Genomic DNA, 19,028 nt, shown 5'->3' on the forward strand with positions numbered 1-19,028 from the left:
GTCCGTAGGACCGGGTTGCCCAAGGCCGCTCAGAACGCGCAGGCGATCACGAGCTCCGCCGTGCGGTCCGGGAGCATGTCGAGTTCGCCGATCCGGCCCGCCGCCTTCAGGTCGCCCTCGACCAGCGCCAGCCGTTCCAGCATCGCCGCCGGGCCGAGCGCCTCCGCCAGCGGGATGTCCGCCTTCATCGACAGTTTCCGGTCCGATTTGGCGCGGCGGACCTGACGCAGGGCGTCCCCCGCCAGGTCGAGCAGGGTGGCGTCGCCGTCGGGGGCGACCCGGGTCAGCTCGTACCTGGTCGGCCAGGTCGCGCGGTGCACCGAGCCGTAGCGCCACCACGACCAGATCTCCTCGGTCGTGAACGGCAGGAACGGCGCGAACAACCGCAGTTGCACGGACAGCCCGGCCGCGAGCGCGGCCCTCGCCGAGTCGCCGGCCGGACCCTCGGCGTACGCCCGGTCCTTGACCATCTCGATGTAGTCGTCGCAGAACGTCCAGAAGTACGCCTCGCTCGCCTGCAGCGCCGCGGTGTGGTCGTAAGCGTCGAACGCCGCCGTGGCGACGTCGACGATCTCGGCGAGCCGGGCGAGCACCGCGCGGTCCAGCCCGGCCGTGACCGGCCGCCGCAGCGCGTCCGCGGCACCCAGGCCGAGCGCGAACCTGGACGCGTTGAGCAGCTTGGTCGCGAGCCGGCGCCCGACCTTGATCTGCGCCGGGTCGAACACCAGGTCGGCGCCGGGCCGCCCGCTGGCCGCCCAGTACCGCACCGCGTCCGAGCCGTTCTGGGCGAGCAGGTCCATCGGCGTGACGACGTTGCCCTTGGCCTTCGACATCTTCTTGCGGTCCGGGTCGAGGATCCAGCCGGAGAGCACGGCCGTCTTCCACGGCAGCGCACCGTGCTCGAAGTCCGAGCGGACCACCGAGTAGAACAGCCAGGTCCGGATGATCTCCTGACCCTGGGGGCGCAGGTCCATCGGGAACACCCGGCCGAACAAGTCGTCGTCGCTGCCCCAGCCGCCGGCGATCTGCGGTGTCAGCGATGAGGTCGCCCAGGTGTCCATGACGTCCGGGTCGGCGGTGAAGCCGCCCGGGACATCGCGCTGCGACTCGTCGAAGCCGGGAGGACACTCCGAGGATGGGTCAACCGGCAACGCCGAAACATCCGGTATGAGAAGCTGGCCGTAGTCCGGCTCGCCAGCGTTGTCGAGCCGGTACCAGACCGGGATCGGCACGCCGAAGAAGCGCTGCCGGCTGATCAGCCAGTCCCCGGTCAGCCCGTTGACCCAGTGGTCGTAGCGGTGCTGCATGTGGCCCGGTATCCAGGTCAGCTCGCGCCCGCGGGCGAGCAGCCCGTCGCGCAGCTCGGCGTCCCGGCCCCCGTTGCGGATGAACCACTGCCGGCTGGTGACGATCTCCAGTGGCGAGTCGCCCCGCTCGTAGAACTTGACCGGGTGGCTGACCGGCCGCGGGTCGCCGACCAGGTCACCGGTCTCGGCCAGCAGCCGGACGACCTCGCGCCGGGCGGCGTTGACGGTCAGCCCGGCGAACGGCCGGTACGCCGCCTCCGGCACGCCCGCCGGCCGGTCCGGCAGGAGACGACCGTCGCGGCCCAGCACGACCCGGGTCTCCAGGTGCAGGTCGCGCCACCAGACGACGTCGGTGAGGTCGCCGAACGTGCAGACCATCGCGATGCCGGTGCCCTTGCCGGCCTCGGCGAGCGGGTGGGCGTGCACCGGGACCTCGACGTCGAAGAACGGCGTGCGCACGGTCCGGCCCACGAGCGGATGATCCGGATGGGTGACCAGCGCGACGCAGGCCGGCAGCAGCTCGGGCCGGGTCGTGTCGACCTCGACCGGTCCGTCCGGGCCGTGGAAGCGCAGCCGGTGGTACGCGCCGGGCCGGTCCCGGTCCTCGACCTCCGCCTGCGCGACCGCGGTGCGGAAGCCGACGTCCCAGAGGGTCGGCGCCTCCGCCGTGTACGCCTCGCCGCGCGCCAGGTTGGCGAGGAACGCGCGCTGGGAGACGGCCTGCGACCGGGCGCCGATCGTCGTGTAGGTCATCGCCCAGTCGACCGACAGCCCGAGCCTGCGCCAGACCGCCTCGAACGCCTTCTCGTCCTCGACGGTGAGCCGGTTGCACAGCTCGACGAAGTTGCGCCGCGACACCGCGACGGCCGGCTTCGGCGGCGTCGCCGGCGGCTGCCACGCGGGGTCGTACGGCAGCGACGGGTCGCAGTAGACGCCGTGGACGTTCTGCACCCGGCGCTCGGTGGGCAGCCCGTTGTCGTCCCAGCCCATCGGGTAGAAGACGGTCTTGCCGCGCATCCGCTGGAACCGCGCGACCGTGTCGGTGTGCGTGTAGGAGAAGACGTGCCCCATGTGCAGCTCGCCCGATACGGTCGGCGGAGGCGTGTCGATCGCGTACACGTCCGACCGCGTCCTACTGCGGTCGAACGTGTACGTGCCCTCCTCCTGCCAGCGGCTCGCCCACTTCTCCTCGAGGCCGTCCAGCGACGGCCGCTCGGGGAGACCGGCGCGCGCGGTCCTGCCCGTATCGGTCATGCAGCGATGCTACGGCCCTGCTCGTGCCGCAGCAGCCAGGTTTTGACGTCGAGTCCCCAACGGTATCCGCGCAGCGTGCCGTCGGTGCCGAGCACCCGGTGGCAGGGTACGAACAGCGCCGCGGCGTTGCGCGCGCAGGCCGTCGCCGCCGCGCGCACCGCGGCCGGCCGCCCGGCCAGCTCCGCGAACGCGGTGTAGGTCACCGGCTCGCCCGCCTTGATGTCACGCATGACCCGCCAGGCGTGGCCCAGGAACCGCCCGCCGGTGTGCTGCTCGACCACCACGTCGTCGATCGCGGCGAGGTCGCCGTCGAGATAGGACCGGACCGCGTCGCCGACCGGCCCGGGAGACGCCGCGGGCCGCGTCTCCTCCCGCAGCTCGGAGTGGACGAGCGGCAGCAGCTCGCCGAGCTCGGCGGTGAAACCCGAGGCCCGCACGGCGCCGGCGTCGCTGACCAGGTAGGTGAACGGCCCGGCCGGGGTGTCGATGGTCGTGTGCTGCATCATGCTGACCTCCAGAGTCGCATCAGGGCATAGGAGCGCCAGGGCCGCCAGCTCTCGGCGTGCGCGGCCAGGGCGTCGGGGGAGTGCGGCAGGCCGAGCGCCCTCGCGCCGCGCTGGGCCGCCACGTCGGTGTGCAGGAGGACGTCGGGGTCGCCGATGGCGCGCATCGCCACGTAGCCGGCGGTCCAGGGGCCGACGCCCGGCAGCTCCAGCAGCCGGGCGACGGACTCCTCGCGGTCGGCGCCGGGCTCCAGGTCGAGCTTGCCGTCGGCCACCGCCCCGGCGAGCGCCCGGATGGTCTCCCGGCGGGACGCCGGCATCCGGAACACCTCGTCGGGCAGTTCGGCCACGGTCCCGGCGCCGGGGAATCCGCGCAGCTCGCCCTGGGTGGCGGGGCCCAGCAGGCGGCCCAGCGTCGTGCGCGCCCCGGCGACCGAGACCTGCTGGCCCACGATCGCCCGTACGGCGAGTTCGAAGCCGTCGACCGCGCGCGGTACCCGTACCCCTGGCTCCGCGCGCACCGCGGCGGCGAGCGCGGGATCCGCACCCAGCGTGCCGTCGACGGCGACCGGGTCCGCGTCCAGGTCGAGGAGCCGGCGGCAGCGGGCGACCGCCGGCGCGAGGTCGCGGACGTCCGCGAGCCGCAGCGTCGCGGAGACCCACCGGTCGCCCGGCGTGAGCGAGACGGTCGCGCCGCCGTGCGGCAGATTCAACCCCCGCCGGTACGTCGTCGCGTCGGCGTCCTCGATCCCGGGCAGCGCCCGGGCGGCCAGGAACCCGAGCAACGCGCCGGCGTGCAGCGGCGCCCGGTACGCGAGCCGCAGCGTGATGGTGCCGGCCTCGGGCCGCCGGGCCGTCCGGCGTTGCCGCAGCTCGCTCGGCGACCGGGCGTACACCGCCCGGATCGTGTCGTTGAACTGGCGCACGCTGCCGAAGCCGGCGGCGAACGCGATCTCGGCCAGGCCCAGGTCGGTGGTCTCGATGAGGATGCGCGCGGTCTGTGCGCGCTGTGCCCGGGCCAGCGCGAGCGGCCCGGCGCCCAGCTCGGCGCCGAGCATGCGGTTGAGGTGCCGCTCGGTGTAGCCGAGCCGGCTCGCCAGTCCCGGCACGCCCTCGCGGTCGACGACGCCGTCCGAGATGAGCCGCATGGCGCGGCCGACCGTGTCCGCCCGCACGTCCCACTCGGGTGAGCCGGGCGCTGCGTCGGGCCGGCAGCGGCGGCAGGCCCGGAAGCCGCCGCGCTGCGCGGCGGCCGCGCTGGGGTGGAAGGAGACGTTCTCCCGCCGGGGGGTCACGGCGGGGCAGGACGGGCGGCAGTAGATGCCGGTGGTGTGCACGGCGGTGTAGAACCAGCCGTCGAAGCGCTGGTCGCGGCTGTCCACGGCCCGGTAGCACCGCTCGAAGTCCAACTCCATGCGACCGAGTCTGCTCCACCGCGGAAGCCTTCGGCTGGCGGGATTCGGACATTGCCGTTACGACGTATGCTTCCGGTCGTGATCAGCGAGAAGCTGCGCCTGTCGATCGGCGCCCCACCCGCGCAGAAGGTCGTCGGTACGCTCTTCGGCCTGCTCTTCGCGGCCGGCGGCGCGGCGTTCGTCATGCTGCCGCTCATCGCGGACAACTGGCTGCGCGGCGTGATCAACGCGGACGAGTCCTGCCCCTCGACGGACGAGATCTCCGGCATCCCGGAGGAGTTCCTGCCCGAGTCGGTCCGGGACTGCGTGTCGAACGGCAGCTGGTTCTCCGGCTTCGACGACGGCATCGGCGCGATGCGGCTGGTCGGGTTGATCGGCATCCCGTTCGTCCTCCTCGGGCTCTATCTGGCGCTGGGTTCGCTGCGGACGGCGGCCTGGCTGGAGGGGACGAGGGCGACGGTGCGGCGCGCGTTCCGGGCCCGCACGGTGGACCTGGCGACCGCCACGATCACGGTCGGCGCGCTCGCCTTCCGGCGCAACCGGGAGACCTCCCGCGAGACGATTGAACGGGTACCGACGCTGATCGCCCGCGACCCGGCGGGCGGGCCGACGATCACGATCCCGTTGCACGGCATCGGCATGGCGCAGCTCCCGTCGCCCGAACTGCGGGCGCTGGCGGAGGCGATCGCCGCGAACCCGGACGGCGACGCCCGCAACCTCGCCACCCAGCTGCGCACGATGGCCGACAACCCGCTGGGTGTGCTCACCCGCTAGAGGTGCTTGACGAAGACATGGCACTCGTCCGGCAGGACGATCACCTTGCCGTCCTTGACGTCCTCGCGGATCGTCTCGAGCAGCCCGTGTGCCCACTCCCGGTAGCCGAGCCGGCGGTACAGCCGGGCCGCGCTGGGGTTGTCGACGTCGACGCCGACGGCCACCCGCCACAGCCGCCTGCGGCGGAGCTCGGCCTCGGCCGCGGCGATGAGCTTCGTGCCGACGCCCTTGCGGCGCAGGGACGCGTCGACCATGAGCCGGTGCAGCATCGGCACCTTGCCGAGGTGGCGGATGATCGCGGACTCGGGCGCCGGCTCCGTCGAGACGAACACCGCGCCGACGGACCGCTCGCCGACCCGGGCGACGAGCAGCACGCCCTGCCGGCGGGACCGTTCGAGGTAGTAGCCACGGGCGGACGGCCCGAACGTGCGACCCAGCCGGTCGATGTCTCCGGGGACCTGCGGTGCGATGCGCAATCCCTGTAGGTCCCCCACGGGATCATCGTGCCGGTGGATGCGCCACCCGTCACCCCGGGGCCGGCGCCCACCGGCGGCGTGGAACGCCGGCCCGCCGGCCGAGAGGCCGGCCACTACGCGGACATCACGAGCGCGGCGACCAGCATGACGACGAGGGCGCCGGTCAGCAGCAGGGCGCCCAGGGCGGCGACCGCGGCCTTGATGACGTCCTTGAACGGCGCGATCATCCCGCCGAAGAGCCGCACCAGCACGGCCATCACCAGGATCATGCAGACGATGAGGGCGCTCAGCGTGCCGTCCTGGTCCGCGGCGGAGTTTGACAGCAGGGAGTCCAGGGTTAATGTGGTCATGGTGGCTTCTTTCTGCAGGCAAGTGGAACTGAAATGCCACTGAAGGAAATGCCCTGACTGCACCCTCGGCGGCCACCGGGGGTGTCGTCGTCTTCGCCATCGCTTGCGGAGTGCGCCTCCCTCCACAGCCGGTCATCCGACATAACGTTTCGGATAACTTCTGCCTTTAAGCTAAACTTCAGCCTGAACTGAAGCAAGAGTTCAGTAGATAGCTGAAGTTTCGACTGAAGGACTGCGATGGCTGACGACGGCAAGCGGCTCGGTGCGCGCCTGCGTGCGCTGCGCGAGACCGGGTTCGCTAACCAGCCGGTGACCCAGGGAGTGGTCGCCACCGCGCTGGGCCGAAGCGTCCCGCTCGTCTCGTCCTGGGAAAAGGGCAAGGCCCAACCCTCCGAGGAATGGCTGAACGCCTACGCCCGGTTCTTCGCCAGCCCGCGCTCGCTCGCGGACGGGCACCCGCGGCTGCTCACCCGGCAGGACCTCAGGGACGACGAGCTCGACCGCTTCGAGGACCTGTTCCGCGAACTGCTCCAGCTGCGCACCGCGACCGGCCCCGGCCTGCCGCCGAGCCGGTCCAGCGCGGACGAGTTGACCACCCGGTCGCCCTGGGAAGGCATGTGGCACTTCCCGGACCAGTCGTCCATCACGCTCGTCTGCGCCCGGCTGCCCGCCAAACTGCGCGCCAGCGAGACCTACACCTCGCCGGAGAGCCCGGACTACGTCGAGCTGTACGCCTACTCGGACCTCGACGCCCTGATAGAGCTCTACGGCCACGTGTACGCCGCGAACCCCGGCGTCTCCGTGCGCCGCAAGCTCGCCGACGAACTGACCCAGGACGACGTAACCAACCACCTGGTCCTAATGGGTGGCGTGGACTGGAACCCCATGACGCGCCGGGTGATGCAGTCGTTGGGCCTCCCGGTCGCACAGGACCGGCGCGAGGGAAGTGACCCGGACGTCGGTTCCTTCCGTGTACTGGACCACGACGGCAACGCGACGGTCTTCCCGTCGAGGCTGGAGGGTGACCCGCCGGGCCAGCGGCTGATCGAGGACGTCGCCCAGTTCTGTCGCGCGCCGAACCCGTTCAACCGGAAGAGGTCGGTCACCATCTGCAACGGCAACTACGGTCGAGGCACCTACGCCGCCGTGCGCACCCTGACCGACCCCCGCTTCCGCGACCGCAACCGCGCCTACATCGAGCAGCGGTACCGGCCCGAGGACACGTACAGCATCCTGGCCCGGGCCAGCATCGTCGCCGGCGAGGTCATCACCCCGGACTGGACCCTGCCCGGCACCGTCCTGCACGAGTGGTCGAACGCGGGATGACCACCGCCCTGCAGCTTCCCGTCGAGCGCGCCGTCGGACACCGGTACTCGCACGGTCACCTGCTCGTACACCCGACGCAGGTCACGCCCGGCGACGTGCCCGCCATCGTGGTGCCGACGGTCCGGAACCCGGCCACCATGCGCGACTCGGTGCTCCTGGCGCGGGAGCTCGGGCGGCCCATGATCGCGCTGTGCAGCCGCTGGTCGTCCGCGGAGATAGTGCGCGAGCACGCGAAGCTCCTCGGCGCGCCGGTCATCGCGGTGGACGTCACCGACCGGGCGAAGCTGCCGGTGTTCAGCTGTGACGTCCTCCTCGCGGCGCAGAAGAAGCTGAACCGCGCCAACGACGTCAGCATCAAGCGCAACCTCGGCCTGGCCGTGGCCCGGATGCTGCGCTGGCAGCGGGTCGCCTTCCTCGACGACGACCTCACCCAGCTCCGGCCGGAAGCCATCCGCGACGCCGGCGGCCTGCTGCGCGACCACAACGTGTCGGCGATGCGCAACGTCGGCTTTCCCGACAACTCGGTCGTGTGTCACGCCCGGCGGGAGGTCGGCCTGCCGCAGGACGTCTTCGTCGGCGGCGGCGCCATGGCCGTACGCGTCAACGCCCGCACCCCGTTCTTCCCCACGATCTACAACGAGGACTGGCTCTTCCTCGTCGGCCGCCGCAACGTCGAGCAGGTCGCGGTGCACGGGCGGGTCACGCAGGAGCCCTACGACCCGTACCTGTCGCCGGAGCGGGCGCGGTCCGAGGAGTTCGGCGACTGCCTCGCCGAGGGCCTCTTCTCCCTGTCCGACCACGAACGCCCCATGCAGGCGGCGGACGAGCGGTTCTGGCGCGCCTTCCTCGACAGCCGGATCGCCATGATCGACGAGATCCTGGCCCGGCTGGCCCGGCACCGCCCGGACGAGCGGCGTACCCGGATAATTCAGGCGCTGAAGGTGGCCCGCGGCCGCTGCCAGATCATCGATCCGGCGTTCTGCGTGGCCTACCTGCGGGCCTGGCAGGCGGACCTCGACGTCTGGAAAAGGTTCCAGGCCGGCCTGCCCCGGCACGCGGACCCGGCCGCGGCCTTCGCCGCCCTCGGGCTCAAGGCGTACGTGCACCTGCCCGCCCCGTAGACTGGCCTGTCGTGAGCCTTACCATCGGGATCGTCGGCCTGCCCAACGTCGGCAAGAGCACCCTCTTCAACGCCCTGACCAAGAACGACGTGCTCGCCGCGAACTACCCGTTCGCGACGATCGAGCCCAACGTCGGCGTGGTCGGGCTGCCCGACGAGCGGCTGACGAAGCTGGCCGAGATCTTCAGCTCGGAGAAGATCCTGCCCGCGCCGGTCTCCTTCGTCGACATCGCCGGCCTGGTGCGCGGCGCGTCGAAGGGCCAGGGCCGGGGCAACGCCTTCCTGGCGAACATCCGCGACGCCTCGGCGATCTGCCAGGTGGTGCGCGCCTTCTCCGACCCGAACGTGCTGCACGTCGACGGCAAGGTCGCGCCCGCCGACGACATCGAGACGATCAACACCGAGCTGATCCTGGCCGACCTGCAGACGGTCGAGAAGGCGCTGCCGCGCCTGCAGAAGGAAGCCAAGCTGAAGAAGGACCGCCTGCCGGTGGTCGCCGCCGCCGAGGCCGCGTTCAAGCTGCTCGACGAGGGCACGACCCTGTACGTCGGCGCGCAGGCGGCGGGCATCGACCTGGACCTGCTGGCCGAGCTGCACCTGCTGACCACCAAGCCCTTCCTGTACGTCTTCAACGTCGACGAGGACGAACTCGGCAACGAGGCGTTCCTGAACGAGATGCGCGCGCTGGTCGCACCCGCCGAAGCGGTCTTCATGGACGCGAAGATCGAGTCCGAGCTCATCGACCTCCCGGACGACGAGGCGATGGAGCTGCTGGAGTCGACGGGCCAGACCGAGCCCGGCCTGAACCAGCTCATCCGGGTCGGCTTCAACACGCTCGGCCTGCAGACCTACCTCACGGCCGGCCCGAAGGAGGCCCGCGCCTGGGTGATCCCGGTCGGCGCGACCGCCCCGGAGGCCGCCGGCGTGATCCACTCCGACTTCCAGCGCGGCTTCATCAAGGCCGAGATCGTCAGCTACGACGACCTGACCGCGGCGGGCTCGATGGCGGCGGCCAAGGCGGCGGGCAAGGTCCGCATGGAAGGCAAGGACTACATCATGAAGGACGGCGACGTGGTGGAGTTCCGCTTCAACGTTTAGTAGCCGTCCGGGTCGAATCGGGCATCTTCCGACGCGGTAATACCGTGGTATGGTCGCGGTATGGCGAAGACGAGGAAGGTCACGATCACGCTGCCGGTCGAGCTGCTGGAAAGCATGAAGACGCACACCGACAACGTGTCCGGTTACCTTACCGAGTTGGCCGAGCGTGCCGAGCGGCGCAGGCTTCTGCGGGAGGAACTGGACCACTACCAGGGTGAGTTCGGCGCGTTCACCGATCAGGAGATGGCCGAGGCCCAGGCTCTTCTGCATGGAACCGAGGGGATGGAGCATGCGGCGTGAGCATCGAATCGCTGGTGCTCGATTCGCAGGGCCTCTCTTCGTGGATCGACCGGGACCGCAAGGTGATGCGGCTTCTGGAGCAGGCAGAGCGTGACGGAGCCGATCTCGCCATTTCGGCCGCCACAATCATCGAGGTTTCGTATGACGGCTTGGACGTCGCACGACTGAACTGGCTCTTGTCCCGGACTCGGGTGGAGCCGGTGACGAAGGAAAGCGCCCGCCGCAGCGCAGGTCTCCTGAAGGAGGCGAGGTTGCATGGGCACAAGTACGCGATCGACGCCATGGTTGCCGAAGTGGCACTGCGGCTGCCGGGGCCGGTGGTGGTTCTGACCTCCGATGTCGACGACATGGCCAAGCTGTGCGGGCAACGGGTTCGGGTCATCGGGTTGTAACCGGGCCGTCCGCGCCGATCAGCGCCGCGACCCCGGCCACCTGCTCCAGCACCGCATCCGCCGACGGGTCATCGCCGGCGACGAGACCCGCCCTGCGCGCCGCGGACCGCCAGTACCGCGCCTCGTGCCTGAGCACCTCCTCCAGCACGTCGTACCGGCCCTGCCGGTGGACGCCGCCAAGGGCCGTCACCAGGGCCGCGGCGTGCAGCCGCAACACCGGCGTGTCCGCCGGCCAGTCCACCGCGCCAGCAGCAGCACCCGCACCCCGGACACCTGCTGCGCCGCGCACATCAGCGCCGCAACACCGGAGCGGTCCCGGGCCTCCGCACAATCCACCACCAGCAGTGACCGTCCGGCGATCTCGCCGGATGCGATCAGCCCGGCCGTCTGCAGCTCGAACCGTGGTTTGATCCACCGGCACTGCCAGGCCGGCAGCCGGCCCGCGAACTCCCGCGCCAGGCGGGTCTTGCCGACACCGCCGGCGCCCACCAGCAGCCGGACCGCCATCGCCTCCGGATCGGACGCCCAGGTCTCCAGCGCCTGCAGCACCCAACCCCGGCCGAAGAACGGCACCACCGCCTTGCCCGGATGCAGCAACCACGCCACCGACGCCGGCAACTCCGCCGACTGCACACCCCGAACCGCGTCATCCCGGCGCCGGCCCTGGTCCAGCCTCGTCGCGACCCGCTCCGTCGCCGAAAGTCACCAACCGATTACGAAGACGATCATCACGTCCGCAGCGTGATGCCCTCGGCACCCTCCACCTTGCACGTTCTGCGCCACCGATGGATCGGGATCGGTGGCACTGCACCATCGAAGGGCCTAGGGTGCACGGGGCGGGCAGAGCGCGCCGACCACATCCACCCTGGGCAAGGGCGGGGACAAGCACGACCCTGCCGACTGCAGGGCGGCGTGCGCATGGTGCAACCTCGGCGGGCCTATGACCACAGCCTGTCTCCATTGGTGAAACCGCGCGGAAAAGTTCAGCAGGGCGGCCGTGGCGGACTCCCGCTGATCAAGGAGGCGTTCGTGCCTCCGGCGTGACCTACCGCGTCCAGGCGAGGAACCGGTCGAAGGCCTCACTGATCGGCATGTCCGCCAGATCGCCGGCCGCCTCTTCGAGGTTGGCCCAGGCGTATACGGCGACCTGAACCGGACTCAGCTCCGCGAGAAGGCGTTCGCGTGCGGGATCGCACGGCCAGGGCTTACCGCAGGCCAGGCAGTCCCAGGTCGGGCGTTCGGCGAGGTGTTCGACGGTGGCCATGGTCGCCTTCCGGCATTGATGGAAGGGAGGCGACGACCACGGATCTCTTACGGCCCTAGCCGCCGCCTCCGACTACAGGATGTCGCCGATACGTCGCCTTTCGCGACGACGTGCAAGACGGCGTTCGGACGACATATGGGGCGACATTGCGGCGACGTTGGAGTACCTTCGTCGCCATGCAGAACGATCACCGACCCAACACCGCGTTGCGGGCGGTCCGTCTGTCGCTGCGCCTCAGCCAGGACGAACTGGCCGGGCGGATGCGCCAGGCCGGCGCGCCCAGCACCACCAAGCGCACCGTCCAGCGATACGAGAGCGGCGAGATCGCCAACCCGCGGCCGGCAAGCGCCCGTGCGCTGGAGGCGGTCACCCGCCTACCGATCGCGTCGCTCGGATTCCCGGCCGGCGCCGACACCATGGTCGTCGAGGACGGTCGCGGCGGGCACGACCTGGAGGTTCGGGCCGACGGTCTGCTGACCGCCCCGACCGGCCAGCACCGCCCGTTCGGCAACTACACGGGCATCTGGCTCAGCGAGTACCAGTACTTCTCCAGCAGCCGGGACCAGTCCTTCCCCGCCTACCACCACGTGGTGCTGCTGCAGCACGACGACAGGCTCACGGTGCGCAGCATCCCCGGGTCGGCCAACTCCATGCTGACCATGGACCTCACCGTTGAGGGCGCTGTGGTCACCGGCACCTGGTCGGAGACCACCGACGCCGAGGGTTACTACCGCGGCGCCCGCTACCACGGCGCCATCCAGCTCCAGGCCGACGCCACCGGCCTGCGGATGACCGGCAAGTGGGTCGGCTTCGGCAAGGACGGCGAGACGAACACCGGCCCATGGACCCTGGCGTTCCAGGAGGCCGGCACCGGCAAGGCGGCGATGGAGAAGTACAGCCGGCCGGCCGAGGCAGCTGACGTCCTCAATTGACCACACGGGTGTCTGGCATGCCAGACACGGATCGGCCTCGCGTCGCTAAATCGGTTGCACGCGGGTGGCCTGCGTCGGCAGCCTGATCGGCGATGAAAGACGCGGCGTACCTCCTCCGGCTCTACGACGAACAACTGCGCACCGAGGCGGAGACGGCGGGCGCGGTCTCGGTCGCCCGGCACGGCCCCTTGCGGCTCGCCACCTTCGAAGGCGGGCGGGGTTTCATCACCTATCCGCCGCTACCCGATGCCGCCGCCGACGCGATCGACCGGCTGGTTTCGGAGGCCCTGGACCACTACCGGGCCGAGCCGGCGGTCCTGCGGGTGGAATGGAAGGCCCGGGGCCACGACCACGCTCCCGGTCTGCACGAGGCCCTGGTCCGCAACGGGTTCTTCCCGGACGACCCGGAGTCGATCATGATCGGGGAGGCCTCCGCCCTGGCGGTGGACGTGCCTCTGCCGGCCGGGGTCACGCTGCGCCGGGTGACCGGCGAGCGGGACGTCCGTGCGATGAGCGCGATGTCGGACGAGGTCTTCGGGGAACAGCCCTCGCGGGAGCTGGCGGACGCCCTCCTTCACCGGCTCGGGCTCGGGACGGGGATGGAGCTGTGGGTGGCGGAGGCCGACGGCCAGATGGTCGGGGCGGGACGGCTGGAACTGGTGGCGGACAGCGACTTCGCCGGCCTCTGGGGCGGCGCCGTTCGCGAATCATGGCGGGGCCGGGGCATCTACCGTGCGCTCACGGCGGCCCGCGCCCGAGCGGCACTGAACAGCGCGAGGTCCCTGGTGCACAGCGACTCGACGGAGTACTCCCGCCCGATCCTGGAGCGGTCGGGTCTGGTGAAGGTGTCGACCACGACGCCCTATCTCTGGCGGCGCTGCTCAACGCCCGACGAGGACTAGGCGCGCCGGCGGCGCGTGGCCCACAGGGCGCCCGTACCCGCGAGGAGCAGGACGATGCCGCCGAGGGCGAGTGGCGTGGTCGCCGTTCCGGTGACCGGGAGGCCGCCGCCGGTTCCCGGGGCCGGCGGTGAGGTCGTGGAGCCGGGCTTGGGGGCGAAACGGAACTTCACGGTGATGTCGCTGTTCGTGGAGCGGATCCGGACGGTGCCCCGGGTGCCCCAGGTCTCGTCGTTCGCGTGGGTCGGGAAGATGTTCTTGATCCGCAGCTCCTCGCCGGGCTTCAGGTTCGCCGGCAGGGAGCAGCGCATCTGGCCGGGGTCGGACATGCACTCGGAGCCCTCGACGTCGAGGCTGCCGCCGGTGAACCACGGGCCGAGCTCGCTGTAGGCGAGCGCGATCCGGGAGATCTGCCGCCGGCCGAGGTTCTTCGCGATGACATCGAAGGTCACCGGCTCGCCGGCGGTCACGGGGCCCGCCGGGGGTACCGCGGTGAGGCCGACGTCGTCCGCCTCCACGAGGGTCACGTCCAGCTCGTCGAGGTTGTCGGCCGGCGTGGCCTCCTCGCCGGCCGACTCGGCGGTCGCCCGCAGGCCCAGCCGGGTGCCGTCCGGCATGGTGTCGAACTGGAGCGTGACGGTCCACTCGAACACTCCGCGGGCGATGTGCTCGGGCCTCTTCACCGTGCAGCTGCCGTCGACGCACGGGCCGGATTCGTCTTCATGCCACGCGGCCGGAAGGAAGGTGACGCCTGACGGCAGGTACATCCACGCGCGTATCGAGGCGGCGTCCGGCGCCGACCCGGCCTCGACCCGCATGCGGTAGGCGACGACGCCGCCGGCGGTGACCGTGGTGGGCCCGGTCAGGGTCATCTTCAGGTCGATCGGTGCGGCCCAGGCGGGTGCCGGGCCGAGGCCGATCGTCGCGCCGACGATGAGCAGGAGAATCGCGAAAGATCTTGCGAGGCGTGCCGTCATGGGCGGGGAGTGTGTCACGTCCTCCGCCGCGCCGCTGTCCCGCTTCCATTCCGGGGTGCACGGCAGGCGCACGATCCGTCTACTGTGGCCGCCATGAGATTGCTGCGGATCTTGGCGGTCGCGGTGGCGGTCGGTCTCGTCGTGGCCTCCGTGCCGCCGCCGGCCTCGGCCGCGGCAACCTACCAGGTGAAGTTCGCCATCGCCGCGGCCGCCAAGGTCTCCGGCAGGTTCATGTACGTCTGGGACCGCAGCACGTGGAATTACCACGTCGTGCAGGGCGACGGCGACAGCCCCGCCGGCACCGCCCAGCTGCCGCCCGGCGACTACCTCGCCGTCGCGCGGGTCTTCGCCGGCGACGCCGCCTCGACGGCGGTGAACGGCGGCAGCGACTACCTCGACGTGAAGTAGGCCGTGCGGTTTTGACCTGAAGCCGGGTTGAGGTCCTAGGTTCGGGCAGTGAGTGTGGAGAGCGAGACCCGACCGGCCGGCATCCTGCAACGGCCGTACGCGTTGACGACCGTCGGCGCCTGGAGCCTGGTCTTCCTGGCCGCGTTCGAGTCGCTCGCGGTCACGACGATCATGCCCGTCGTGACCGCCGACCTGGACGGGCGCGGGCTATACGCCCTGGCCTTCTCGTCGACGCTCGCCGCCGGGGTGGTCGGCATGGTGGCCTTCGGTTCCTGGGCCGACCGGCGCGGCCCGGCCGTGCCGCTGCTCGCCTCGGTGGGCGTCTTCACGCTCGGCCTCGCCCTCGCCGGCACGGCGAGCACGATGCCGGTGTTCGTGGCCGGGCGTTTCCTGCAGGGGCTCGGCGCGGGCGGCGAGACCGTCGCGCTGTACGTGCTCGTCGCGATGGTCTACCCGGCGAGCCTGCACATCCGGATCTTCGGGGCGTTCGCGTCCGCCTGGGTCCTGCCGTCGATGGTCGGGCCCTTCGCGGCCGGCCTGGTCGCCTCGGCGCTGAGCTGGCACTGGGTGTTCCTCGGCGTGGTCGCACTGGTGGCCGTGGCGACCGCGCTGATGCTGCCCTCGCTGCGCGGCCGCGACCGGGCCGGCGCCGACCGGCTGCCGGCGTCGGCCGCCGATGCGCGCCGGGTTGTCGAGGCCACCGTGGTGGCGGTCAGCGTGGTGGCGCTGAGCTCGCTCGGCGAGTTCGAGCCGGCGACCGCGTGGCTGCTCGTGCCGGTCGTCCTGCTGGTCATCGGTGTCGCGCTGCGCAATCTGGTGCCGCCCGGCACGTACCGGATCAGGGCGGGGCTGCCGGCGACGGTCGCGCTCTGCGGTTTCGCGGGCGGGGTGTTCTTCGGCACCGAGGCCTTCCTGCCGCTGCTGCTGCACGACCGCTACGGCCTGCCGGCCTGGCTCTCCGGCATCACGCTGACGGCGGGCGCGATCGCGTGGGCGCTGGCCTCGGCGGTGCAGAGCCGGCTGGGCGACCGGCTCGATCCGGGTACGGCGATCCGCGCCGGCGCGGTGCTGCTCGCCGCCGGGGCCGGCGCCGAGTGGGCGACCGTCGTGCTGCACCTGCCGCCCGCGGCGGCGGCGATCGGCTGGTTCGCGGCGGGCGCGGGCATGGGCACGTTGTATCCGCGGATCAGCACCCTGGTGCTCGCCCTGTCGGCGGCGGGGGAGCAGGGCTTCAACACGGCGGCGAAGAGCATCACGGACGCGGTCGGCGGCAGCGCGGCGCTGGCGGTCGCGGGCCTGCTGTTCGCGCTCCTGGAGTTCGCCGGCTCGTTCGCCTTCACCGGCCTGCTCGCGGTGGTCGTGATCCTCGTCGGTCTGCGGGTGGGCGCGACCCCGGCGGGCAGGGCCTGAGCCGTAGACCTGGGATCAGCGCAGCGCCGGGAAGACCGTCGCGGCGATCAGCGCCCCGACCAGCGCACCCGCGACCACCTGTGCCGTCGTGTGCGCCGACAGGCGTACCCGGGACCAGCCGGCCAGCAGCGCCAGCGGCGCGCCGAGCAGGGCGATCGGGCCGTACACCGCGACCAGGGTCGCCACCGTGCCCGCCGCCACGCCCGCGTGGATCGACATCTTCCACCAGTGCGTCACCGCCGCGAAGACCAGCAGGCCCGCGCCGCCCGCCGCCATCAACGCCGGCACGTCGCGCGGGGCGCCGAGCAGCACCAGCGCCGGCAGGCCGACCGCCACCGACCCGATTCCGAACAGCAGCGGCAACCGGCGGTGTTCGCGTTCCGGGATGTGGTGGCTGGTCAACCGTCCCGTCCGGACGCCCCGCAGGACGTACGCCAGCGGGATGCCGGCGGCGAAGAGCGCCCCCGGCAGTCCCCACCAGCGCGACACGCCGGGCTCGTCGCCGGCGTGCCAGCCGACCACCAGCATCAGGACCGCGACCAGGACGGCGGGCGCGAGCACCTCGGACGTGATCCGGGCCAGGCGGTCACGGACGGGGGTCTCGGCGATGGTCACCGCCCCATGATCGCAGTGTCGGCGGTCAGGCCAGTGCGGCGGCGACCAGTTCGAGGTGGTCCATGGAGACCTGCATGCCGGCCTCCATGCCGGAGTTGACGTGCGCGTCCCGGTCCGCCTGGTCGCGGTGCTCGACCAGCATCTCCATGAACGTGCGGCCGTCCTTCTCGGTCAGGGTCGTCGTGACCAGCGCCGCGTGCTCGTCCGGATCGGGGATGCCCTCGTAGGCCTCGGTGTTGACCAGGCGCTCGGGCTCCTGGATCTCGTGGTAGACGCCGTGGAAGGCAACCTCGAAGCCGCCCTCGGCCTCCATCACGTAGCGCCATCCGCCGCCGACCCGCAGGTCGACCTCGGCGATCGTGACGGTGCCGTGGTCGCCGCTCCACCAGCGCTTGATGAGCTCCGGCGTGGTGTATGCCTTCCAGACCAGCCGCGCGGGTGCGTTGAACTCGCGGGTGATCAGGATCTGGTTGTCGGCCGGCAGCGTGACCTTCGCCGTGCCCCTAGTCGTGGTCGCCATCTGCTTCCTCCGCTTTCCTGAGCTCGTCTAGAACGTCGTCCATGAGGTCGAACCGGGTGTTCCACGACTGTTCGTATCCGCTGAGCCAGTCGTGGATGGTCTTCAGCGGTTCGGCGTTGATCCGGTACATCCGGTGCCGTCCCTCGTCGCGGACGCGCACCAGGTCGACCTCGCGCAGCACGCGCAGGTGTTTGGAGACCTGAGGCTGCGCCAGCCCGAGCAGCTCGACCAGGTCGTTGACCGGCCGCTCGCCCGCCGCGAGGAGGTCGAGGATCTGCCGCCGCCGGGGCTCTGCCACCGCGTTGAACGCGTCCGTAGTCGTCGCCGCTCGCGCCATGGGCAGATCGTATACCCATAACGGAATACGTCAAGCCGGTACGGCGTCCCACCAGGCCGGCAGCGTCGCCGGGATCCAGCCGGCGGGCGGCCGGAAGCCCCGCCGGCTGTCGTCGAAGGGGAAGGCCGCCGCGTCGATGAGCCCGGTCACCCGTACGCACTCGGCCCGGACGGCCGCCGCCTCCGCCGGGTCCAGCGCCGCCAGGTCGTCCTCGTCCTTCAGCAGCCACGCGCGGTCGGCGCCGACCAGCACGTCGAGCGACTGGTCACGGGTGTCCACCCCGCCGGACCAGCGCCGGGCCGGCGTCTCCAGGTTGACGTACCAGCCGGCGAACGTGCCGTCCGCGAGCCAGTTCCAGGAGACCGAATGGGCGGCGCCGGGCGGCATGAGCAGCAGCGTGCGGAAGCCCCGGTGGTGGCTCGGGCTCAACATCGTGGGCATCGCCACCTCGGCGGCGATGCTCAGGTGCCGGGTCGGCCCGCCGGACAGATCGGTGCGCCGCATGGTCTCGGCGCCGATGTCGCTCCACAGCAGCAGCCCGTCCGCGTCGTCGGCGACGACCAGTGCGGCCTGCGCGGCGGCGATGCGGCGGTCGGCGTGCAGGTAGCGCCGGACGACCGGTTGACCGGGATCGAACGTCACTCGGCCAGCGACATGCCGCGTGCGCCGAGGGCCTCAGCCAGGATGCGCAGCGCCTTGGGCCCGACGCCGTGCAACGCGGCCAGCGAGGCCCGGCTGACGCCGTCGAGCTCCGCCAGGCGGTGATATCCCGCGAGGTGCAGGGCCCGCGTGGCGGGAGCGCCGATGCCGGCCGGCAGGTCGTCAGTCGTCATGCGAAGAACTGTTGCACGCCGGCCCGGCGGAGCCGGTCATCGCCTCGAGCACCGTCGCGAGCCGGCGCAGATCCATGCCCTCCAGGTGATCGAAGATGTGCCGCCGCACGCTGGCCAGGTGATCCGGCCAGGCCTCCCGCAGCCGGGCGAGGCCGGCGGGAGTGAGCACCGCGTTGGAGCCGCGGGCATCCAGCTCGCAGCGGATCCGCTTCAGGTAGCCGAGCGACTCGAGTTTGCCGGCCAGCCGGGTCATGCCGCTCAGCGACATGTCACAGGCCGCGGCGAGCTCGCTCATCCGCATCCGCCGGTCCTCGGTCTCCGACAGGTGCCGCAGGGCGGTGTACTCGCTCAGGGACATGCGCTGGTCCCGCTCGAGGTCGGCGTCGAGCAGGCGCGGCAGGACCTGGATCAGCCGGCCGAAGGCGCGCATGACCGCCTGCTCCTCGCCGCTGAGCGGCACGGGAGGCGGGGTGGCGGCCATGGCACCGATCGTACGGCCTGACCTCGAGGCCGAGGCC

Annotated in this window: 25 protein-coding genes; 10 read left to right on the forward strand and 15 right to left on the reverse strand. The window is 71.6% G+C overall.

Annotated elements, in window-relative coordinates; genetic code table 11:
* Nucleotides 1–29: 29 nt before the first annotated feature.
* From valS to AB0B58_RS07495, 3 genes are read right to left on the reverse strand one after another with little or no spacing between them, the layout of a single operon-like run.
* On the reverse strand, nt 30–2,561 hold the full coding sequence (valS, locus tag AB0B58_RS07485) for a valine--tRNA ligase (protein ID WP_360219101.1): 2,532 nt from the start codon (nt 2,559–2,561) through the stop codon (nt 30–32).
* Nucleotides 2,558–3,067, reverse strand: coding sequence for a methylated-DNA--[protein]-cysteine S-methyltransferase (locus AB0B58_RS07490; RefSeq protein WP_360219104.1), 510 nt, complete (start codon nt 3,065–3,067; stop codon nt 2,558–2,560). The genes valS and AB0B58_RS07490 overlap by 4 nt, the downstream gene beginning before the upstream one ends.
* On the reverse strand, nt 3,064–4,479 hold the full coding sequence (locus AB0B58_RS07495; RefSeq protein WP_360219107.1) for an AlkA N-terminal domain-containing protein: 1,416 nt from the start codon (nt 4,477–4,479) through the stop codon (nt 3,064–3,066). Before AB0B58_RS07495 ends, AB0B58_RS07490 begins: the two co-directional genes overlap by 4 nt.
* A gap of 78 nt (nt 4,480–4,557) precedes the next feature.
* Between AB0B58_RS07495 and AB0B58_RS07500 the strand changes: the two genes are divergently transcribed.
* Nucleotides 4,558–5,253 (forward strand): hypothetical protein, encoded by a 696-nt coding sequence (locus AB0B58_RS07500; protein WP_360219110.1) that lies wholly within the window; start codon nt 4,558–4,560, stop codon nt 5,251–5,253.
* Here AB0B58_RS07500 and AB0B58_RS07505 read toward each other — a convergent pair.
* Nucleotides 5,250–5,747 carry a GNAT family N-acetyltransferase gene (locus AB0B58_RS07505; protein ID WP_360219113.1) on the reverse strand — a complete coding sequence of 166 codons (498 nt, stop codon included), beginning with the start codon at nt 5,745–5,747 and terminating at the stop codon, nt 5,250–5,252. The genes AB0B58_RS07500 and AB0B58_RS07505 overlap by 4 nt on opposite strands.
* A 95-nt stretch (nt 5,748–5,842) precedes the next feature.
* Nucleotides 5,843–6,079 (reverse strand): hypothetical protein, encoded by a 237-nt coding sequence (locus tag AB0B58_RS07510; RefSeq protein WP_360219116.1) that lies wholly within the window; start codon nt 6,077–6,079, stop codon nt 5,843–5,845.
* A 237-nt stretch (nt 6,080–6,316) separates the two neighbouring features.
* Here AB0B58_RS07510 and AB0B58_RS07515 point away from each other — a divergent pair, with 237 nt between their 5' ends.
* Genes AB0B58_RS07515 through AB0B58_RS07535 form a run of 5 tightly spaced genes read left to right on the forward strand, consistent with a single transcriptional unit; the run spans nt 6,317 to nt 10,315 of the window.
* Nucleotides 6,317–7,405, forward strand: coding sequence for a helix-turn-helix transcriptional regulator (locus tag AB0B58_RS07515; protein WP_360219119.1), 1,089 nt, complete (start codon nt 6,317–6,319; stop codon nt 7,403–7,405).
* The gene (locus AB0B58_RS07520) at nt 7,402–8,526 is read left to right on the forward strand and encodes a hypothetical protein (protein WP_360219122.1); all 1,125 of its coding nucleotides are present in this window, start codon (nt 7,402–7,404) and stop codon (nt 8,524–8,526) included. The genes AB0B58_RS07515 and AB0B58_RS07520 overlap by 4 nt, the downstream gene beginning before the upstream one ends.
* Nucleotides 8,527–8,537: 11 nt before the next feature.
* A complete protein-coding gene (ychF, locus tag AB0B58_RS07525) occupies nt 8,538–9,623 on the forward strand; it encodes a redox-regulated ATPase YchF (protein ID WP_360219125.1) in 1,086 nt (361 codons plus the stop codon).
* Nucleotides 9,624–9,683: 60 nt separating this feature from the next.
* A complete protein-coding gene (locus AB0B58_RS07530) occupies nt 9,684–9,923 on the forward strand; it encodes a hypothetical protein (RefSeq protein WP_360219128.1) in 240 nt (79 codons plus the stop codon).
* On the forward strand, nt 9,920–10,315 hold the full coding sequence (locus AB0B58_RS07535; protein ID WP_360219131.1) for a PIN domain-containing protein: 396 nt from the start codon (nt 9,920–9,922) through the stop codon (nt 10,313–10,315). The genes AB0B58_RS07530 and AB0B58_RS07535 overlap by 4 nt, the downstream gene beginning before the upstream one ends.
* Here AB0B58_RS07535 and AB0B58_RS07540 read toward each other — a convergent pair.
* From AB0B58_RS07540 to AB0B58_RS07550, 3 genes are all read right to left on the reverse strand, one after another.
* Nucleotides 10,302–10,532 carry a hypothetical protein gene (locus AB0B58_RS07540; RefSeq protein WP_360219134.1) on the reverse strand — a complete coding sequence of 77 codons (231 nt, stop codon included), beginning with the start codon at nt 10,530–10,532 and terminating at the stop codon, nt 10,302–10,304. The genes AB0B58_RS07535 and AB0B58_RS07540 overlap by 14 nt on opposite strands.
* On the reverse strand, nt 10,502–10,948 hold the full coding sequence (locus AB0B58_RS07545) for a hypothetical protein (protein WP_360219137.1): 447 nt from the start codon (nt 10,946–10,948) through the stop codon (nt 10,502–10,504). The genes AB0B58_RS07540 and AB0B58_RS07545 overlap by 31 nt, the downstream gene beginning before the upstream one ends.
* Nucleotides 10,949–11,360: 412 nt before the next feature.
* The gene (locus tag AB0B58_RS07550; RefSeq protein ID WP_360219140.1) at nt 11,361–11,579 is read right to left on the reverse strand and encodes a hypothetical protein; all 219 of its coding nucleotides are present in this window, start codon (nt 11,577–11,579) and stop codon (nt 11,361–11,363) included.
* A 176-nt stretch (nt 11,580–11,755) separates the two neighbouring features.
* Between AB0B58_RS07550 and AB0B58_RS07555 the strand changes: the two genes are divergently transcribed.
* Together AB0B58_RS07555 and AB0B58_RS07560 are read left to right on the forward strand one after the other, a co-directional pair.
* Nucleotides 11,756–12,511 carry a helix-turn-helix transcriptional regulator gene (locus AB0B58_RS07555; RefSeq protein ID WP_360219143.1) on the forward strand — a complete coding sequence of 252 codons (756 nt, stop codon included), beginning with the start codon at nt 11,756–11,758 and terminating at the stop codon, nt 12,509–12,511.
* A 92-nt stretch (nt 12,512–12,603) separates the two neighbouring features.
* Nucleotides 12,604–13,413, forward strand: a complete 810-nt coding sequence (locus AB0B58_RS07560) for a GNAT family N-acetyltransferase (RefSeq protein ID WP_360219146.1) — start codon at nt 12,604–12,606, stop codon at nt 13,411–13,413.
* Here the strand turns inward: AB0B58_RS07560 and AB0B58_RS07565 are convergent.
* Entirely contained in the window at nt 13,410–14,387 is a 978-nt protein-coding gene (locus tag AB0B58_RS07565) for an LPXTG cell wall anchor domain-containing protein (RefSeq protein ID WP_360219149.1), read from the reverse strand. The genes AB0B58_RS07560 and AB0B58_RS07565 overlap by 4 nt on opposite strands.
* 93 nt (nt 14,388–14,480) lie before the next feature.
* Between AB0B58_RS07565 and AB0B58_RS07570 the strand changes: the two genes are divergently transcribed.
* The gene (locus AB0B58_RS07570; RefSeq protein ID WP_360219152.1) at nt 14,481–14,795 is read left to right on the forward strand and encodes a hypothetical protein; all 315 of its coding nucleotides are present in this window, start codon (nt 14,481–14,483) and stop codon (nt 14,793–14,795) included.
* 48 nt (nt 14,796–14,843) lie between these two features.
* Complete coding sequence (locus tag AB0B58_RS07575) at nt 14,844–16,205, forward strand: MFS transporter (RefSeq protein ID WP_360219155.1); 1,362 nt, start codon at nt 14,844–14,846, stop codon at nt 16,203–16,205.
* Nucleotides 16,206–16,220: 15 nt separating this feature from the next.
* Here AB0B58_RS07575 and AB0B58_RS07580 read toward each other — a convergent pair whose 3' ends face one another.
* Genes AB0B58_RS07580 through AB0B58_RS07605 form a run of 6 tightly spaced genes read right to left on the reverse strand, consistent with a single transcriptional unit; the run spans nt 16,221 to nt 18,991 of the window.
* Nucleotides 16,221–16,820 (reverse strand): phosphoesterase PA-phosphatase, encoded by a 600-nt coding sequence (locus AB0B58_RS07580; protein WP_360219158.1) that lies wholly within the window; start codon nt 16,818–16,820, stop codon nt 16,221–16,223.
* 25 nt (nt 16,821–16,845) lie between these two features.
* Nucleotides 16,846–17,340 carry an SRPBCC family protein gene (locus AB0B58_RS07585; protein ID WP_360219161.1) on the reverse strand — a complete coding sequence of 165 codons (495 nt, stop codon included), beginning with the start codon at nt 17,338–17,340 and terminating at the stop codon, nt 16,846–16,848.
* Nucleotides 17,324–17,677 carry a metalloregulator ArsR/SmtB family transcription factor gene (locus AB0B58_RS07590; protein ID WP_360219164.1) on the reverse strand — a complete coding sequence of 118 codons (354 nt, stop codon included), beginning with the start codon at nt 17,675–17,677 and terminating at the stop codon, nt 17,324–17,326. Before AB0B58_RS07590 ends, AB0B58_RS07585 begins: the two co-directional genes overlap by 17 nt.
* Nucleotides 17,678–17,707: 30 nt before the next feature.
* A complete protein-coding gene (locus tag AB0B58_RS07595) occupies nt 17,708–18,319 on the reverse strand; it encodes a DUF402 domain-containing protein (protein ID WP_360219167.1) in 612 nt (203 codons plus the stop codon).
* Entirely contained in the window at nt 18,316–18,510 is a 195-nt protein-coding gene (locus tag AB0B58_RS07600) for a DNA-binding protein (protein WP_360219170.1), read from the reverse strand. Before AB0B58_RS07600 ends, AB0B58_RS07595 begins: the two co-directional genes overlap by 4 nt.
* Nucleotides 18,500–18,991 carry a MarR family winged helix-turn-helix transcriptional regulator gene (locus AB0B58_RS07605; RefSeq protein WP_360219173.1) on the reverse strand — a complete coding sequence of 164 codons (492 nt, stop codon included), beginning with the start codon at nt 18,989–18,991 and terminating at the stop codon, nt 18,500–18,502. Before AB0B58_RS07605 ends, AB0B58_RS07600 begins: the two co-directional genes overlap by 11 nt.
* Nucleotides 18,992–19,028 lie beyond the last annotated feature (37 nt).

This window comes from Actinoplanes sp. NPDC049118 (assembly GCF_040648555.1).
GTDB lineage: Bacteria > Actinomycetota > Actinomycetes > Mycobacteriales > Micromonosporaceae > Actinoplanes.

Bases quoted from the DNA above. Each gene is read 5' to 3' on its own strand.
- valS (WP_360219101.1), bottom strand. From the start codon at position 2,561: ATGACCGATACGGGCAGGACCGCGCGCGCCGGTCTCCCCGAGCGGCCG.
- AB0B58_RS07490 (WP_360219104.1), bottom strand. From the start codon at position 3,067: ATGATGCAGCACACGACCATCGACACCCCGGCCGGGCCGTTCACCTAC.
- AB0B58_RS07495 (WP_360219107.1), bottom strand. From the start codon at position 4,479: ATGGAGTTGGACTTCGAGCGGTGCTACCGGGCCGTGGACAGCCGCGAC.
- AB0B58_RS07510 (WP_360219116.1), bottom strand. From the start codon at position 6,079: ATGACCACATTAACCCTGGACTCCCTGCTGTCAAACTCCGCCGCGGAC.
- AB0B58_RS07515 (WP_360219119.1), top strand. From the start codon at position 6,317: ATGGCTGACGACGGCAAGCGGCTCGGTGCGCGCCTGCGTGCGCTGCGC.
- AB0B58_RS07520 (WP_360219122.1), top strand. From the start codon at position 7,402: ATGACCACCGCCCTGCAGCTTCCCGTCGAGCGCGCCGTCGGACACCGG.
- AB0B58_RS07530 (WP_360219128.1), top strand. From the start codon at position 9,684: ATGGCGAAGACGAGGAAGGTCACGATCACGCTGCCGGTCGAGCTGCTG.
- AB0B58_RS07550 (WP_360219140.1), bottom strand. From the start codon at position 11,579: ATGGCCACCGTCGAACACCTCGCCGAACGCCCGACCTGGGACTGCCTG.
- AB0B58_RS07555 (WP_360219143.1), top strand. From the start codon at position 11,756: ATGCAGAACGATCACCGACCCAACACCGCGTTGCGGGCGGTCCGTCTG.
- AB0B58_RS07560 (WP_360219146.1), top strand. From the start codon at position 12,604: ATGAAAGACGCGGCGTACCTCCTCCGGCTCTACGACGAACAACTGCGC.
- AB0B58_RS07565 (WP_360219149.1), bottom strand. From the start codon at position 14,387: ATGACGGCACGCCTCGCAAGATCTTTCGCGATTCTCCTGCTCATCGTC.
- AB0B58_RS07570 (WP_360219152.1), top strand. From the start codon at position 14,481: ATGAGATTGCTGCGGATCTTGGCGGTCGCGGTGGCGGTCGGTCTCGTC.
- AB0B58_RS07585 (WP_360219161.1), bottom strand. From the start codon at position 17,340: ATGGCGACCACGACTAGGGGCACGGCGAAGGTCACGCTGCCGGCCGAC.
- AB0B58_RS07590 (WP_360219164.1), bottom strand. From the start codon at position 17,677: ATGGCGCGAGCGGCGACGACTACGGACGCGTTCAACGCGGTGGCAGAG.
- AB0B58_RS07600 (WP_360219170.1), bottom strand. From the start codon at position 18,510: ATGACGACTGACGACCTGCCGGCCGGCATCGGCGCTCCCGCCACGCGG.
- AB0B58_RS07605 (WP_360219173.1), bottom strand. From the start codon at position 18,991: ATGGCCGCCACCCCGCCTCCCGTGCCGCTCAGCGGCGAGGAGCAGGCG.